This window comes from Mesorhizobium sp. WSM3866, from assembly GCF_002294795.1.
In the GTDB taxonomy this organism is placed as follows: Bacteria; Pseudomonadota; Alphaproteobacteria; order Rhizobiales; family Rhizobiaceae; genus Mesorhizobium.
The window spans coordinates 87,893-101,633 of record NZ_NSGC01000003.1 but is presented as its reverse complement, the minus strand read 5'-3'; the positions used below and the strand labels follow the sequence as shown (position 1 = coordinate 101,633).

At 64.0% G+C, this 13,741-nt stretch carries 20 protein-coding genes and 1 riboswitch; of the genes, 16 read left to right on the top strand and 4 right to left on the bottom strand.

Annotated elements, in window-relative coordinates; all coding sequences use genetic code 11:
• Window positions 1-129: 129 nt before the first annotated feature.
• The 4 genes from CK222_RS08560 to CK222_RS08545 all read left to right on the top strand — a co-directional run bounded on the left by CK222_RS08560 (window position 130) and on the right by CK222_RS08545 (window position 2,290).
• The gene (locus tag CK222_RS08560; RefSeq protein WP_245432979.1) at window positions 130-576 is read left to right on the top strand and encodes a GNAT family N-acetyltransferase; all 447 of its coding nucleotides are present in this window, start codon (window positions 130-132) and stop codon (window positions 574-576) included.
• A gap of 126 nt (window positions 577-702) precedes the next feature.
• Window positions 703-1,299 (top strand): glutathione S-transferase, encoded by a 597-nt coding sequence (locus CK222_RS08555; protein ID WP_095800053.1) that lies wholly within the window; start codon window positions 703-705, stop codon window positions 1,297-1,299.
• Window positions 1,300-1,415: 116 nt separating this feature from the next.
• Window positions 1,416-1,799: a TfoX/Sxy family protein gene (locus tag CK222_RS08550; protein ID WP_164748505.1), complete on the top strand. Its 384-nt coding sequence runs from the start codon at window positions 1,416-1,418 to the stop codon at window positions 1,797-1,799.
• A 77-nt stretch (window positions 1,800-1,876) separates the two neighbouring features.
• The gene (locus CK222_RS08545; protein WP_095800051.1) at window positions 1,877-2,290 is read left to right on the top strand and encodes a GFA family protein; all 414 of its coding nucleotides are present in this window, start codon (window positions 1,877-1,879) and stop codon (window positions 2,288-2,290) included.
• Window positions 2,291-2,383: 93 nt separating this feature from the next.
• On the opposite strand, the gene CK222_RS08540 is transcribed toward CK222_RS08545, so the two are convergent.
• Window positions 2,384-3,034 (bottom strand): outer membrane protein, encoded by a 651-nt coding sequence (locus CK222_RS08540; RefSeq protein WP_095800050.1) that lies wholly within the window; start codon window positions 3,032-3,034, stop codon window positions 2,384-2,386.
• Between the two features lie 412 nt (window positions 3,035-3,446).
• Between CK222_RS08540 and CK222_RS08535 the strand changes: the two genes are divergently transcribed.
• The 8 genes from CK222_RS08535 (at window position 3,447) to crcB (CK222_RS08500) (ending at window position 9,574) form a co-directional block, all read left to right on the top strand.
• Window positions 3,447-4,211 (top strand): SDR family oxidoreductase, encoded by a 765-nt coding sequence (locus tag CK222_RS08535; protein WP_095800049.1) that lies wholly within the window; start codon window positions 3,447-3,449, stop codon window positions 4,209-4,211.
• A complete protein-coding gene (uvrC, locus tag CK222_RS08530) occupies window positions 4,208-6,292 on the top strand; it encodes an excinuclease ABC subunit UvrC (protein WP_067330379.1) in 2,085 nt (694 codons plus the stop codon). Before CK222_RS08535 ends, uvrC begins: the two co-directional genes overlap by 4 nt.
• Before the next feature lie 104 nt (window positions 6,293-6,396).
• The gene (pgsA, locus tag CK222_RS08525; protein ID WP_067330383.1) at window positions 6,397-6,993 is read left to right on the top strand and encodes a CDP-diacylglycerol--glycerol-3-phosphate 3-phosphatidyltransferase; all 597 of its coding nucleotides are present in this window, start codon (window positions 6,397-6,399) and stop codon (window positions 6,991-6,993) included.
• Window position 6,994: 1 nt separating this feature from the next.
• Entirely contained in the window at window positions 6,995-7,252 is a 258-nt protein-coding gene (gene moaD / locus CK222_RS08520) for a molybdopterin converting factor subunit 1 (protein WP_067330385.1), read from the top strand.
• 1 nt (window position 7,253) lies between these two features.
• Complete coding sequence (locus CK222_RS08515) at window positions 7,254-7,733, top strand: molybdenum cofactor biosynthesis protein MoaE (RefSeq protein ID WP_095800048.1); 480 nt, start codon at window positions 7,254-7,256, stop codon at window positions 7,731-7,733.
• A gap of 218 nt (window positions 7,734-7,951) precedes the next feature.
• The gene (locus CK222_RS08510; protein ID WP_095800047.1) at window positions 7,952-8,368 is read left to right on the top strand and encodes a YbaY family lipoprotein; all 417 of its coding nucleotides are present in this window, start codon (window positions 7,952-7,954) and stop codon (window positions 8,366-8,368) included.
• Window positions 8,369-8,576: 208 nt separating this feature from the next.
• Window positions 8,577-8,650: riboswitch (Fluoride riboswitch) on the top strand.
• Window positions 8,651-8,747: 97 nt separating this feature from the next.
• Window positions 8,748-9,140 carry a fluoride efflux transporter CrcB gene (gene crcB / locus CK222_RS08505; protein WP_095800321.1) on the top strand — a complete coding sequence of 131 codons (393 nt, stop codon included), beginning with the start codon at window positions 8,748-8,750 and terminating at the stop codon, window positions 9,138-9,140.
• Between the two features lie 5 nt (window positions 9,141-9,145).
• Window positions 9,146-9,574 carry a fluoride efflux transporter CrcB gene (crcB, locus tag CK222_RS08500; protein ID WP_095800046.1) on the top strand — a complete coding sequence of 143 codons (429 nt, stop codon included), beginning with the start codon at window positions 9,146-9,148 and terminating at the stop codon, window positions 9,572-9,574.
• Window positions 9,575-9,719: 145 nt separating this feature from the next.
• Here crcB (CK222_RS08500) and ndk read toward each other — a convergent pair whose 3' ends face one another.
• Window positions 9,720-10,142, bottom strand: coding sequence for a nucleoside-diphosphate kinase (gene ndk / locus CK222_RS08495; protein WP_095800045.1), 423 nt, complete (start codon window positions 10,140-10,142; stop codon window positions 9,720-9,722).
• Window positions 10,143-10,318: 176 nt separating this feature from the next.
• Here ndk and CK222_RS08490 point away from each other — a divergent pair, with 176 nt between their 5' ends.
• The gene (locus tag CK222_RS08490; protein WP_067330396.1) at window positions 10,319-10,534 is read left to right on the top strand and encodes a hypothetical protein; all 216 of its coding nucleotides are present in this window, start codon (window positions 10,319-10,321) and stop codon (window positions 10,532-10,534) included.
• 139 nt (window positions 10,535-10,673) lie between these two features.
• Here CK222_RS08490 and CK222_RS08485 read toward each other — a convergent pair whose 3' ends face one another.
• On the bottom strand, window positions 10,674-11,366 hold the full coding sequence (locus CK222_RS08485) for a glutathione S-transferase family protein (protein WP_095800044.1): 693 nt from the start codon (window positions 11,364-11,366) through the stop codon (window positions 10,674-10,676).
• 54 nt (window positions 11,367-11,420) lie between these two features.
• Here CK222_RS08485 and CK222_RS08480 point away from each other — a divergent pair, with 54 nt between their 5' ends.
• Window positions 11,421-11,930 (top strand): DinB family protein, encoded by a 510-nt coding sequence (locus CK222_RS08480; RefSeq protein WP_095800043.1) that lies wholly within the window; start codon window positions 11,421-11,423, stop codon window positions 11,928-11,930.
• A gap of 150 nt (window positions 11,931-12,080) precedes the next feature.
• Here the strand turns inward: CK222_RS08480 and CK222_RS32850 are convergent, their stop codons facing one another.
• The gene (locus CK222_RS32850; RefSeq protein WP_245432978.1) at window positions 12,081-12,428 is read right to left on the bottom strand and encodes a hypothetical protein; all 348 of its coding nucleotides are present in this window, start codon (window positions 12,426-12,428) and stop codon (window positions 12,081-12,083) included.
• 43 nt (window positions 12,429-12,471) lie between these two features.
• Here CK222_RS32850 and CK222_RS32845 point away from each other — a divergent pair, with 43 nt between their 5' ends.
• Both CK222_RS32845 and CK222_RS08470 read left to right on the top strand, forming a co-directional pair.
• Entirely contained in the window at window positions 12,472-12,729 is a 258-nt protein-coding gene (locus CK222_RS32845) for a hypothetical protein (RefSeq protein WP_245432977.1), read from the top strand.
• A 186-nt stretch (window positions 12,730-12,915) separates the two neighbouring features.
• The gene (locus CK222_RS08470) at window positions 12,916-13,701 is read left to right on the top strand and encodes a GGDEF domain-containing protein (RefSeq protein WP_095800041.1); all 786 of its coding nucleotides are present in this window, start codon (window positions 12,916-12,918) and stop codon (window positions 13,699-13,701) included.
• Window positions 13,702-13,741 lie beyond the last annotated feature (40 nt).

Below are 13,741 nucleotides of genomic sequence, written 5' to 3'. Positions count from 1 at the left end.
TGCCGCCCGGCAAACTTCCGGGAGCTTTTTTATTGCGCGACCGGCTCGCATCGTCACGATCCGTTCTGGTCCGGGCGATGTCGGCTGCTGCCGCACGTCGATCAGGTAGAAAGGGTTGATCATGGCTTTGTGGCTTGGAATTCGACGGGCAGGCGAGGCGATGCCGAAGCGGTAAGCCGGGTCATTGTTGCCGCTCTGCGGAAAAACAACGCCAGGGATTACGGGCCGGAAATCATCGCCCGCGTTGAGCAGAGCTTCAGCCCCTCGGCCGTGCTGCAACTTTTCAAGAAGCGCCAAGTCTTTGTCGCCGTTTGCGGCGACAAAATTGTCGGTACCGCGGGGCTGGACGGAACAATGGTTCGATCTGTGTTCGTCGATCCTGAATTTCAGGGACGCGGCGTCGGCAGCCGGCTGATGCTGGAGATCGAGGAAGCAGCGCGGGCAAGCGGCGCGACGGTGCTGACGGTGCCGTCCTCGGTCACCGCGGAGCGATTTTATTTATCAGACTTGGCTTCCGCGCGCTCCGGGACTGCTTCCACGACGACGAACGAACCATCATCATGGAGCGGTCCCTGAAGTAGCGGCGGCACGCGTCGCTCGAACAAGGTGCGGCCAACTGGCGGTAGGTTTTGGCGACGCTGGCCGTTGCTCTGGCAAGAGCATTCGGTCAACAGTGCGCGCGGACAATCAGGAACCCGATCCATGCCGAAGCTGCTCTACGCCTCCACCTCTCCCTATAGTTCGAAGGTCCGCATGGCCGCCGCCTATGCCGGCATCGCCATCGACCTCGTGCCGGTCAAGACGGAGGACAAGCCGGCGGAGCTGATCTCGGCCAATCCGCTGGGCAAGATCCCGGTGCTGGTGCTGGAGGACGGCCGCACGATCCACGACAGCCGGGCGATCACCCAGCATCTCAACCGGCTGTCGAAGAACGTGCTGTTCCCGCGCAACCCCGACAAGCGGCTCGAGGCCGAGGTGCTGGAGGCGCTGGCCGACGGCATCTGCGACTGCGCGCTGTCGATGGTCTACGAGCGGCGCACGCGACCGGACGCCATGGTCTATCAACCCTGGCTCGACCGCCAGTGGGCGAAGATCACCGCCGCGCTCGACCTGCTCAACGCCAACCCGCCGAAACTGCCCAAGAAGATCACCGCCGGCCAGCTGGCGCTGCGTGCCACCCTCGGCTATCTCGCGCTGCGTTTCGGCGGCCAGTGGGAAAAGGGCCGCGGCCGGCTTACACGTTGGGCCGCGCGCTTCGACGAAAAGTTTCCGGAACTGAAGGGCTGCGTGCCGGGGTAAACAGCTCATCTCCACCCTTGTGGGGGAGATCGGCAGCCTCGCCGCCGCGCCTCCCCATATTGAATTGTCGCCCGGATTCGTGATTGCATAGGCCGTGCAATTACGAAGTGGTTCGCATGGCGAAGTCGGTCACCCAAACAATCGTCGCCCCCGACCCGATGGTCGAGCGCTTGCGCGCGGCCCTTGGCCGGCGCGCTTTCACGGAACAGAAAATGTTCGGCGGCACCTGCTTCATGATCAACGGCAATATGCTGGTCGGCACCTCGAAGCGCGGCTTGCTGGTGCGTGTCGGCAAGGACGGGCACGCGGCCGCAGCCGCACGGCCCCATGCGCGGCCGATGGAAATGGGCGGGCGTTCGATGGAAGGCTATATCCACGTCGCGCCGGAAGGCACTGCAACCGAGGCAGATCTCGCCGAGTGGATCGATCGTGCGCTGGCTTTCGTCGAGACACTGCCGCCGAAGGTCAAACCCGCCAAGGTCGCAAAGCGGCCAGCCTGAACAGATCGCGCCGCCTATCCTTCACATCGGCCGCGTCGGCGGGGGTCGGCCCGGGCACGCAGTCGGCGGAGGAAGCGATGGCATCTCTGGCGGGACGTTGCATGTGCGGCGCGGTCACCTGGATCTATTCCGGAGAGCTCACGCGAAATCTTGTCTGTCACTGCGCCGATTGCCAGCGCGCCACGTCCGCTCCCTTCACTGCTTTCCTCGGCATGAGGCCGCAGCTGAACTGGGCCGGCGTCATCAGGCACTATGAAAGCAGCCCGAACACCTTTCGCGGGTTCTGCCCGTCCTGCGGCACCAGGCTCTACTTCCGCTCCGACAGATGGCCCGGCGAGATCCACGTTCACGCCGCGACCATGACCGACCCGGCCGACTACCGTCCGGACGCCCAGGTCTTCACGCGCTCGCGCGCGAATTGGCTCGACCGGCTGCAGTCGATTTCAGCCCATGAGGATTTCCAGCAGGCGCCATCCACCGGATTGCGCTGAAGGCGCGGCCAAACGTGTCGGCCTGCGGCAACGCCAGCCACAAAAAAAGCCGGGCGCGCGGCCCGGCTTTTTCCGTGTCGTGGCTTGGACGACTTAGAACTTCATACCGACGCCGAAGAGGACGCGGTTGTCCTTCGACTTGACGTTGCCGACATTGTCGAAATTCTTGTCGCCGTAGTCGGTGTAGCGGTACTCGACACGACCGAACACGTTGTCGGTGATCTTGATGTCGGTGCCGACACCGGCCGTCCAGCCCAGCATCGCCTTGCTGTCGCTGCTGACGCCGTCGTCGATCTTCTGGTTCTTGGCGGCGAGACCGCCGGTGCCATAGAGCAGGATTTCCGGGGTCACGGCATAGCCGAGGCGAGCGCGCAGCGAGCCTTCGAGGCCGCCCTTCGCATCGACGCCCGCGCTGTCGCCCTTGACGCCATTGTAGCCGAGATCGGCTTCAGCGCCGTAGACGAAGTTGTCCTGCTGCCACTGGTAGCCGCCGAAGACGCCGCCGATGAAGCCCTTGGTCTTCACATTGACGCCGGCGTCGCGGGCGTCGGCATGGCCGCTGAAGCCGTAGCCGAGGCTGATACCGGCATAGGGGCCGGCCCAGGAAGCGACGGGGAGTTCGGCGACCGGGGCCGGTGCCGGCGGCTCTTCGGTGACGGCGTCTGCGGCATAAGCGGTACCACCGAGGGCGAAGAGCCCGAGCGCAACCGCCAGCGGCCGCGCAAACTTGAGATTAGCTTGCATTGTTGTTTACTCCTTAAGCCACAAGACACGAGGCTTTTTATGTTCATGAATGCCCCCGGCCCGTCCGGGGGGATAAACGGGCCTGGCGTTCAACGGTTCCAAATGTCGTGCTGAAATACGGCTGAAGCGAACCTGAACTTGGGTAATTCCCTGGCGCGAATGAGGCCAAAAGGTGACGTTGCATCTTCGCAACAGCGAATGTCAGCACGCTAGTCATGTTGCGCTGCACACCGCTTGGTTCAAGGGGTTCGGGGACCTATATTGCATTATGAAACTTCCGCAATCCGGGTCGGCAGCGTGCGTACGGGCCGCTTCGCCACATTCCTGCCCCAGGTAGAAATGGCATTTAACGCTTGGCCCGTCATATTGTGCCGGCTTCCCGGAATCGTGAAGCCGATAGAGGATTGACGACATGAAAGAAGCCTTTGGCGTGGTGCTGGTGACGGGTGGAGCGAAAAGGATCGGCAAGGCGATCGTCGAGGACCTTGCCGCGCATGGCTTTGACGTGGCCATCCATGCCAATCGTTCCGGAGCCGAGGCCGAGGCGCTGGCCAGCCGCATCAGGAACCAGGGCGGCCGTGCCGCCGTGCTCGCCGCCGACCTCACCGATATGAAAGCCGTCGGCGATCTGGTCGGCCGCTCCGAAGCTGCCCTTGGCCCGGTCACGCTCCTCGTCAACAACGCCTCCTTGTTCGTCGACGACCGTGTCGAGGATTTCGACTGGCAGGCCTGGGACCGCCACTTCGCCATTCATCTGAAGACGCCGGCGCTGCTGGCGCAGAACTTTGCTCGGGCCTTGCCGGAAGGCGCGGAGGGACTGATCGTCAACGTCATCGACCAGCGTGTCTGGCGGCCGACGCCGCGCTATTTCTCTTACGCGCTGTCGAAATCGGCCCTGTGGACGCAGACCCAGATGCTGGCGCAGGCGCTGGGGCCGCGCATTCGCGTCAATGCCATCGGCCCCGGCCCGACACTGAAGAACAAGCGCCAGGACGACGAAGATTTCGGCAGGCAGGTCGAAGGGCTGATTCTGAAGCGCGGCCCACAATTACCGGAATTCGGCGCCACCATCCGCTATCTCTGGGAGGCGCGCTCCGTCACCGGCCAGATGATCGCGCTCGACGGCGGCCAGCATCTTGCATGGCAGACGCCCGATGTGACAGGCATGGTGGAATGAGTCCTGCCCATAAACACAGCCCCCTCGGCGCCGCCGATGATTTGCCGCCCGATCTCGACATCGAGGACGAGGCGTCGGAGGAAATCGTCGAGCCGGAGGCGGTTGCCGCCGGTCCCGACGTCGCTTTCACCGCGATCGACTGGACGCCGCATGCCGGCGACGCCGACGGCATGGTCGGCGCCGAGGTGATCCAGACTTTGGTCAAGCGGCTGCCCAACCAGCCGGGCGTCTACCGAATGATGAACGCCGCCGGCGACGTGCTCTATGTCGGCAAGGCGCGCAGCCTGAAGAAGCGCGTCACCAACTATGCGCAGGGGCGCTTCCACACCGCCCGCATCGGCCGCATGGTGCGCGAGACGGCGACGATGGAATTCGTCGTCACCCGCACCGAGATCGAGGCGCTGCTGCTCGAGGCCAACCTAATCAAGCGGCTGAGGCCCCGCTTCAACGTGCTGATGCGGGACGACAAGTCGTTCCCTTACATCCTGCTTACCGGCGACCATGTCTCGCCCGGTATCTATAAGCATCGCGGCGCGCGCTCGCGCAGGGGCGACTATTTTGGGCCCTTCGCTTCCGCCGGCGCGGTCGGGCGCACCATCAATTCGCTGCAGCGCGCCTTCCTGCTGCGAAGCTGCACGGATTCCTTCTACGAGAACCGCACGCGGCCCTGCCTGCTCTACCAGATCAAGCGTTGCGCCGGTCCCTGCACCGGCGAGATATCGCATCGGGGCTATGCCGAGCTGGTTGCCGAGGCGAAGGACTTTCTCTCCGGCCGCAGCCAGAAGGTGAAGACCGAGATCTCGGCCGCCATGCAACAAGCCTCCGAAGAGCTCGATTTCGAGCGGGCCGCTATCTACCGGGATCGCCTCGCGGCGCTATCGCATGTGCAGGCGCATCAGGGCATCAACCCGCAGACGGTGGAGGAGGCGGATGTCTTTGCAATCCACCAGGAAGGCGGCCAGACCTGCATCCAGGTGTTCTTCTTCCGCACCGGCCAGAACTGGGGCAACCGCGCCTATTTCCCCAAGGCCGATCCGGCGCTGGAGCCGGCCGAGGTGCTGGGCTCCTTCCTCGCGCAGTTCTATGACGACAAGCTGCCGGCGCGTACGCTGCTTCTTTCCCAGCCGGTGCAGGAGCAGGAGCTGCTCGCCGAGGCGCTGTCAACCCGCGCCGGGCGCAGGATAGCGATCTCGGTGCCGCAGCGCGGCGAGAAGAAGGATCTCACCGATCACGCGCTGCAGAACGCGCGTGAGGCGCTCGGCCGCAGGCTGGCGGAAACGTCGACGCAGGCGCGGCTATTGCAAGGCTTTGCCGAGACCTTCGGCCTCGCAAGGCCGCCAGTGCGCATCGAGGTCTACGACAATTCGCACATCATGGGCACCAATGCGGTCGGCGCCATGATCGTCGCCGGGCCGGAAGGTTTTGTGAAGAACCAGTACCGAAAGTTCAACATCCGCTCGACCGAGATCACGCCCGGAGACGATTTCGGCATGATGCGCGAGGTGATGGAGCGCCGCTTCTCGCGGCTCCTCAGGGAGCATGGCGACGTCCAGCCTTCAATCGGAGCGGGCGCGGAGGCCGAGGACGATGCGGCAGAGGATCTTGTCGAGGGAAACGGCAGCTTCCCGGCATGGCCGGACGTCATCCTGATTGACGGCGGCCAGGGCCAGATGACGGCGGTGCGCAAGATCCTCTCCGATCTCGGCATCGAGGACCGGGTCGTCGCCATCGGCATCGCCAAGGGCCAGGACCGCGACGCCGGGCGCGAGCGCTTCTTCGTCAAGGGCAGGGACTCTTTCACGCTGCCGGTGCGCGACCCGGTGCTCTATTTCGTCCAGCGCCTGCGCGACGAGGTGCATCGCTTCGCCATCGGCTCGCACCGCGCCCGCCGCAAGAAGGAGATGGTCAAGAGCCCGCTTGACGAGATCGTCGGCATCGGCCCAGGCCGCAAGCGGGCGCTGCTTCACCATTTCGGCACCGCCAAGGCGGTCAGCCGCGCCGCGGTCGAGGACCTGGTCAAGGTCGATGGCATTTCCGAGCACGTGGCGAAGCTGGTCTACAACCATTTTCATGACAGCTGACCATTCTTGCGCCTATTTTGGGTTGACCAATCGAATCTCGCCTGTTGACCCCCCACATTGGCTTCTGATTTGAGTAGGCAGGCGGAGAGAGATCCCGATCAGATATGGCCCAGCGCGCGTTCAACCTGCCGAACATCCTCACCTACGCCCGCATCATCGCGGTGCCGCTGGTGGTGCTGTGCTTTTTTCTCGAGGGCCATCTGAAGTCCTCCGACTTTGCCCGCTGGTCGGCGCTCGCCATCTTCCTGCTCGCCTCCATCACCGACTATTTCGACGGCTATTTCGCGCGCGCCTGGCAGCAGACCTCCAACATCGGCAAGATGCTGGACCCGATCGCCGACAAGCTCCTGGTCGCCACCTGCCTGCTCTTGCTCGCCGCCGACACCGACCGCCATGCCGGCATTGCCGGCTGGTCGCTATGGGCGGCGATCATCATCCTGTGCCGCGAGATTCTTGTCTCGGGCCTGCGCGAATATTTGGCCGCGCTGAAGGTCTCGGTTCCGGTGACCCAACTCGCCAAATGGAAGACGACCATCCAGATGGTCGCCATCGCCTTCCTGCTCGTCGGCCCGGCCGGCGACAAGATCTTCCCGCTGACCACCCAAATCGGCCTGGTGCTGTTGTGGATCGCGGCACTTGTCACCCTCTACACCGGCTACGACTATTTCCGCGCCGGCCTGAAACACATCATGGACGAGTGAGATGTCGACCAAGCTCATCTATTTCGCCTGGGTGCGCGAGCGGATCGGCAAGCCGGAAGAGCATGTCGAGCTGCCCGCCGGCGTCGAGACCGTCGCCGACCTGTTGCGCTGGCTGAAGTCGCGCGGCGAGGAATACGAAAACGCGCTGCAATATCCGGACGTCATCCGCGTCGCCATCAACCAGGAACATGTCGGCCACCGCGAGAAAATCGCGGGCGCGCGCGAGATCGCGCTGTTTCCGCCGATGACCGGGGGCTGAGATGGCGAGCACGGTCGTGCCGGCCATCCGCGTCCAGCGGGAGGATTTCGACGTCGCCGCCGAGATTGCCGCGCTGACCGAAGGCCGTGCCGACATCGGCGCCGTGGTCACCTTCTCCGGCCTCTGCCGTGACGAAAAAGGCGCGCTCGCCGCGCTCGAGCTCGAGCACTATCCCGGCATGGCCGAGGCCGAGATCGGCCGCATCGCCACTGAGGCCATCGGGCGTTGGCCGCTGCAGGGGCTCACTGTCGTCCACCGCCATGGAAAAATCGCGCCGGGCGAAAACATCGTGCTGGTGGTCGCGGCCTCCGCGCATCGCCAGGCGGCCTTCGAGGCGGCGAATTTCCTGATGGATTACCTGAAGTCGCGCGCGCCCTTCTGGAAGAAGGAGCACCGTGCCGACGGCTCCGAAGGCGGCTGGGTCGAGGCCAAGGAAGCCGACGACGAAGCCGCGGATCGTTGGAAGACCCCGGACAAGTAAGCCAGGACGGCATTGCCTTGGCGATCGCCCCATCCGGCGCGCTTCGCAGCACCTTCTCCCCTTGGGGAGAAGAGGGTCGCCCCGAACTGCTCTTCGCAATTTCGGTTGGCAATCCGCCTGAGGGACAAGCCGGCGAATTTCCTCCCCAAGGCCATCGAACGACCGCAATCCTTCCCGACCTTGCAAATCGGTTTGATTTGCTGGGCGGGAGCAATCTTATGCTGGACAGGATCGCGGAATTTTTCATCTTCGGCCTTGTGCCGCTGGTGGTCGGCGTGCTTGCCGTGCCGGAGTTCACCAGTGCCGCCGAAAAGACGATTGCCGGCGAGGTGACCTATCGCGAGCGCATCGCGCTGCCGCCCAATGCCGTGCTTTCGGTCGAACTCGCCGACATCTCGCTGGCCGGCGCGCCGGCGACGCTCGTCGGCCAGCGCAAGATCGTCGTGGCCGGCCAGGTGCCGATCAAATTCGAGATCGGCTTCGATCCCAAGGCAATCCAGCCCGGCAGGGCCTACGCGCTGCAGGCCCGCATAACGGTCGATGACCGGCTGATCTTCCTCACCGACACTCGCCACCAGGTCGATCCGCTGGACGGCAAGCCGCAGACCATCGTGCTGAAGAAGGTCACGTCGTAGCCTGGTTCGCAAAATTTCCGACACGCCGGAAACGCATAGAGACGAGGGATCGCGGCCGCTTCTGCGTCAGCCCCGGGAGTTCCGGTCTCTCGTCCGCCACCGCGTCCGCCACCATAACGGATTCGGCAAATGTTAACGGGGAGCGAAGAAGCGCGTCGCAACCATAGTGGCCCCGATTGACCGCGACCCCGCGATCACCTAGTTTCCCTCGTCAAATGGGGATGGGGTTCCCCCGAAACCGCCCGAGCTTTTCGCATCTGGGCTGATGACTCCTGCCAGGCGTGCTTTCGCGCGGCAGGATTTCTTTTTCCGCTCGCACACGCCTGTCTTGATGGCGCGATTCCCGCGAGGAATCGCTTTGTGGAAAGGCAAAGAAGCGATGAGCCTTGCGGCCTGCGCCCTGGTCCTGATCGGCGGCTTCCTCGGCGGTGTTTCCCGCTTCTTCCTGTCGGGCCTTGTCGGCCGCAGCGTCGGCGAGACCTTTCCCTGGGGCACGCTGGTGGTCAACGTCTCCGGCGCGCTTGCCATCGGCGCCTTCGCAGGCGCGGCGCGGGCCGTCGGCGGCATCTTTTCCGCCGAACTCGTGCGCGACCTGATCGTGGTCGGGCTGTTCGGCGGCTACACCACGGTTTCGTCCTTCTGCCTACAGACGCTGAACCTCGCGCTCGACGGCGAGCGCCGGCTCGCCGCCTTCAACATCGTGGCTTCGGCGGCGCTCTGCGTGCTTGCCGTCGCCTTCGGCTTTTGGACCGTCGTGCGGATGGCGGGGTAGGGCGCATGTTTGGAAACGATAGACAGACAGCCCTGCCGCTTTATCTGGCGGTCGGCTGCGGCGCGGCTATCGGTTCGCTGGCGCGCTTTTTATGCGGCTACGTCGTCGTCTCGCTGCTGGGCTGGAGCGCGCTGCTTGCAACGGCGTTCGTCAACGTCGTCGGCTCCTGGGTCATCATGTTCTTTTCCACGCTGACCCGGCCGGATGGACGCTTGATGGTCGGCCCGGCCGGCCGCCAGTTCGTGACCGGCGGCTTCTGCGGCGGTCTCACCACATTTTCGTCGATGAGCCTCGACACCTTCATCCTGCTTCTCGAGGGCGACCTCGGCCTTGCGGCGACCTATCTTGTCAGTGTGGTGGTGCTGTCGCTTGCGTCGGCCTGGCTCGGCTATCTCATGGCGGCCAGGTTCAACCGCTTGCCGATCACCAGGTGATCAGGCAGGAGAGCATGGCACTTCTCGCCGGCTCGGAGGCCTCGGCGCAGCCGCGGGCAATCGCCCGTTCCTAAAGCCTGCCCGGCCGCCCGCTCCAACAAAAAGGCGGCCCGAGAGCCGCCTTCATTGCCGGGACCGAAGCGTCTCAGCCGACGATCTCGGTGTCGGAGAACCAGTACCTGATCTCCTGCGCGGCGGTCTCCGGCGCGTCCGAGCCGTGCACCGAATTTTCGCCGATCGACAGCGCATGCACCTTGCGGATGGTGCCCTCGGCGGCATTGGCCGGGTTGGTGGCGCCCATCACTTCGCGGTTCTTGGCGATGGCGTTCTCGCCCTCCAGCACCTGCACGACGGTCGGGCCCGACGACATGAATTCGACCAGCTCGCCGAAGAAAGGACGCTCCTTGTGGACGGCGTAGAAGCCTTCGGCCTCGCGGCGGCTCATCCATACGCGACGCGACGCGACGACGCTGAGGCCCGCGTCTTCCAGCATCTTGGTGATGGCGCCGGTCAGATTGCGCTTGGTGGCATCCGGCTTGATCATGGAGAAGGTGCGTTCGATCGCCATTGGGTCGTCCTTGTTCTGGGAATGGAAATTGGAGTGGCGGGCTCTATACAAGCCGCTTGGCGGCTTGCCAAGGGGAGGCGGCTTCTGGTCAAGGCCGGCTGTTTGCGGGATAATTAGACGGCTGAGAGCGCGCTTCGCGTGCAGTCCGGAGCGCCGCGGCAGCGGAGCAGGAGGCGATGAACCGGCTCTACCTCAAACGCGACGATATCGCCGGCATTTTCTTGATGGCCGTGGTCCTTGCCGTGATCGTCTTCGTCCTGCTGTTCTTTCCACAAACCGGACAGCAGAATTTCGGCTTCGGCCCGGAATGGCAATGCGCCCGCATGGGAGAGGGCGATCCGATCTGCGTCAGGCTGGTCGAAAAGGATGAAGCCGGAAAATTCCCGCCTTGAGGGGGAGATGGCCGGCAGCACAGAGCGGGGCGCCGCGCGTGAAACGCCGACTTCTTCTTTCGCAAGTAGGCGCCGCAGCTGTTGAGGCGCCCACTCTGTCACCTTCGGCGACATCTTCCCACAAGAGGAAGATTAGCGCTTACGCCGCCGCGGCGACCTGCCGGCCGATTCCGCCATGCAGGTCGAGGCAGCGTTCGAACCATTCGGCAACGCCGTCGCCCGTCTCGAGCAGCTGGTAGGGCGAGGCGACGCGCGCCCATTGCAGCGCCCCGAACACGATGTAGTCGGCAAACAGCGGCGATGTCCCGCCGATGAAAGGCTGATAGCTGAGCATCGAGCGCAGCGGCTCGAGCGAGGCACGAAAGCCGGCAAGCCCCTCGTCGCGGCCGGCCACCACCTCTTCGAGCCGCTTGCCGAGCCGCTGCTCGCGGCTCTCGCGGAAATAGGCGCGGTTCGCCTCGTCCTGCATGCTGTGCAGATCGGTGAGCAGCACCGTCATGAGGTAAGGATGGATGGTGAGCTGCGACCAGCGTTCGATGAAGCGCGCCGTCGCCTTGCCGCCTTCGCCGCCGAACAACGTCGGCCGCTCGGGGTAGGCTTCGTCGAGATAAAGGGCGATGGCGAAGGAATCGGCCACCACGCGCTCGCCATCGCGGATCACCGGCACCGTCTTCGACGCGCCGCCTTCCACCTTGGGGACTTCCAGGAAGCGCGTCGGCACCTTGGTGGCATCGAGCCCTTTGTGGGCCAGCGCCATCTTCGTCTTCCAGCAATGCGGACTGAAGGGGCGTTTTGCGTCGTGGCCGACGAGATCATAGAACAGAATGGTCATTACGGTTCCTGCGGGTTACGAAGAGCCGGGATTCGTTGCGAGCCGGGTGGAAGAATGAAACAGCATTTCATGATGTTTGCGGCCTACAATCAATGGGCCAACACGCGCATCTATGATGCCGCCGCCGATCTCAGCGAAGAGGAACTCGGCCGCGATGTCGGCGCCTTCTTCGGCTCGACGCTGGCCACGCTCAATCACCTGCTCGTCACCGACCGCGTCTGGATGAAGCGCTTTACGGGCGAGGGGGACGCGCCCTCAAACCTTGCGACGATCCTCTATCGCGCCTTCCCGGGCTTGCGCCTTGCACGCGAGACCGAGGACAGGAGGATTGTCGACTGGATGGGCGGCATGACCGATAAGGCGCTCACCGGGCGATTTTCCTATATGACCACCGACATGCGCACCGTTTCGCAGCGGCTGGCGCCGGCGCTCAGCCATCTCTTCAATCACCAGACCCACCATCGCGGCCAGGCGCATATGTGCCTTACCGTCCTCGGCAGGCCCTCGGTGCCGCTTGACCTGATGCAGTTCCAGCGCTCCGAAGAAGGCCGCGCCTACGCCTGAAGCTTGCAGGGATTCCGGTTGGCCAATTCCGGAAAACTAAAAAACACGACAACTATATTTTAAAGCAGAAGCATCGTTTTTGAAAACTATGATTCGTCATATGCGAAATAGCTAAAGAAACCGAAAGGGCACTCTCGGCGTATTTTTGTCTCAAAAGCTACGCGCTCTAGAAAAGCGCAACAAATGATGCAAGGCGGAAATACAAAACCACAGGGAGAGTGTCATGGCCAGTATCGTAAAAAGGTTGGCCAGCACATTGGCGAGTGGTGCAATCGTCGTTGCTCTTGCCATGCCGGCGAACGCCCAGAGCGTCGGGGTCGGCGGCCTCGGCGGCGTATCCGTAGGCGGCAACAGAGCCGACGCCAATGCGGGCGGCCCAAATGGGGCTGACGGAAATGCATCCTTCGGCGGCAGCAACAACAGCGCCAGGGTTTCGATCGGCGGCGCAAGCGGAGGCAGCGGAACCGTCACCATCGGCGGCAGCAGTTCCACGGCCACGGCATCGATCGGCGGGACAAACGGGGCTGGAGCCGATGCGACTTTGGGCAACGGCACCAATAGCGCGCTCAACGTGACGACGGGCGGCGCGAACGGCGCTGGCGTCGCCCTCGGCGCTGGCGCCGCCGTTCCTGGAACCGTCGGCGCGACGCCGGGAACGACGAACCTGTCCTCCGCCGTCGCGCAAATGTCGAGCAGCCAGTTGTCGCGGATGAAGAAGCGCTGCGTCGATGTGCTCAGCAGCGAGGGCACCTATGATCGTGATCTGAGGGCGCTCTGCCTGATGATTTCGCGTCGTTGACGGCGCGCTGACGAGCGCCTCTGGCCAATCGCAAAGCCCGCCGCTGCGTCGGCGGGCCTTCTTCAGCTGGTATCGCGGTGCGGCGCGCTCGACGCCTGGTTAACCACATTCCCATTGAAGCCAATATATTAGGACTTCGTTTGCGCTCGCGCTCCACAATAGGCCAGTTGTAGTGGGAGCAATGCCGTGCGCATCGATTTGTCCCCCACCAGTTGGGGCAGGGTCGCGCTGGTCACCGTTGCCGGCACGGCATTCTTCATTGCCGCGGCCTTCTTCGTCGATTCCTTCAACTTTCCCTCGCTGTCACCCGAAGCGCTGCTCTGGGCCAAGCTCACCGACCTGTTCCTGCCGCTCATCCTTGGCGGCTCCTTCCTGTTCTTCCTGATGTGGAAGATGCGCCAGCTGGCCATCGCCCAGAAGGAGCTCAGCATCATTGCCGCGACCGACAGCCTGACGGCGGTCTTCAACCGCGGCGCTTTCTCGATGCTGGTCGAGGCCTATCTCGACAAGGCTCGCAGCCATGCGGTGGCCGAAGCCGGCGCGCTGCTGATCGTCGATGCCGACCATTTCAAATCGATCAACGACCGGCTCGGCCACGATTGCGGCGATCAGGCGCTGAAGCTGATCGCGAGCACGATCCGGAGCCAGCTCCACGGCGCCGACATCGTTGGACGCATCGGCGGCGAGGAATTCGCGGTCTTCCTTCCGGGCGCCGACGCGACACGCTCCTTCCTGGTCGCCGAGTCGATCAGACTGCGTATCCGCGAGGCCGAGTTCGCGCCGGGCGGGCAGCCGTGCCCGCTTTCGGTCAGCATCGGCGGCGTCGCGTTCAGCGGGCCCACCACCTATCACCACATGTTTCGGGTCGCGGACAGGCATCTTTACAAGGCGAAGTCGAACGGACGCGACCAGGTGAGCTTCGAAAGCCCGCGCAGCAGGCTATCCGGCGAGGCCGCCGGCACGTTCCACTGAACGAACCCGCGCAGCAGGGAACGGCGCGCCCTCACCAGCG

Coding starts and splice junctions, on each gene's coding strand:
- CK222_RS08555 (WP_095800053.1), top strand. CDS start 703: ATGCCGAAGCTGCTCTACGCCTCCACCTCTCCCTATAGTTCGAAGGTC.
- CK222_RS08550 (WP_164748505.1), top strand. CDS start 1,416: ATGGCGAAGTCGGTCACCCAAACAATCGTCGCCCCCGACCCGATGGTC.
- CK222_RS08545 (WP_095800051.1), top strand. CDS start 1,877: ATGGCATCTCTGGCGGGACGTTGCATGTGCGGCGCGGTCACCTGGATC.
- CK222_RS08540 (WP_095800050.1), bottom strand. CDS start 3,034: ATGCAAGCTAATCTCAAGTTTGCGCGGCCGCTGGCGGTTGCGCTCGGG.
- CK222_RS08535 (WP_095800049.1), top strand. CDS start 3,447: ATGAAAGAAGCCTTTGGCGTGGTGCTGGTGACGGGTGGAGCGAAAAGG.
- uvrC (WP_067330379.1), top strand. CDS start 4,208: ATGAGTCCTGCCCATAAACACAGCCCCCTCGGCGCCGCCGATGATTTG.
- pgsA (WP_067330383.1), top strand. CDS start 6,397: ATGGCCCAGCGCGCGTTCAACCTGCCGAACATCCTCACCTACGCCCGC.
- moaD (WP_067330385.1), top strand. CDS start 6,995: ATGTCGACCAAGCTCATCTATTTCGCCTGGGTGCGCGAGCGGATCGGC.
- CK222_RS08515 (WP_095800048.1), top strand. CDS start 7,254: ATGGCGAGCACGGTCGTGCCGGCCATCCGCGTCCAGCGGGAGGATTTC.
- CK222_RS08510 (WP_095800047.1), top strand. CDS start 7,952: ATGCTGGACAGGATCGCGGAATTTTTCATCTTCGGCCTTGTGCCGCTG.
- crcB (WP_095800321.1), top strand. CDS start 8,748: ATGAGCCTTGCGGCCTGCGCCCTGGTCCTGATCGGCGGCTTCCTCGGC.
- crcB (WP_095800046.1), top strand. CDS start 9,146: ATGTTTGGAAACGATAGACAGACAGCCCTGCCGCTTTATCTGGCGGTC.
- ndk (WP_095800045.1), bottom strand. CDS start 10,142: ATGGCGATCGAACGCACCTTCTCCATGATCAAGCCGGATGCCACCAAG.
- CK222_RS08490 (WP_067330396.1), top strand. CDS start 10,319: ATGAACCGGCTCTACCTCAAACGCGACGATATCGCCGGCATTTTCTTG.
- CK222_RS08485 (WP_095800044.1), bottom strand. CDS start 11,366: ATGACCATTCTGTTCTATGATCTCGTCGGCCACGACGCAAAACGCCCC.
- CK222_RS08480 (WP_095800043.1), top strand. CDS start 11,421: ATGAAACAGCATTTCATGATGTTTGCGGCCTACAATCAATGGGCCAAC.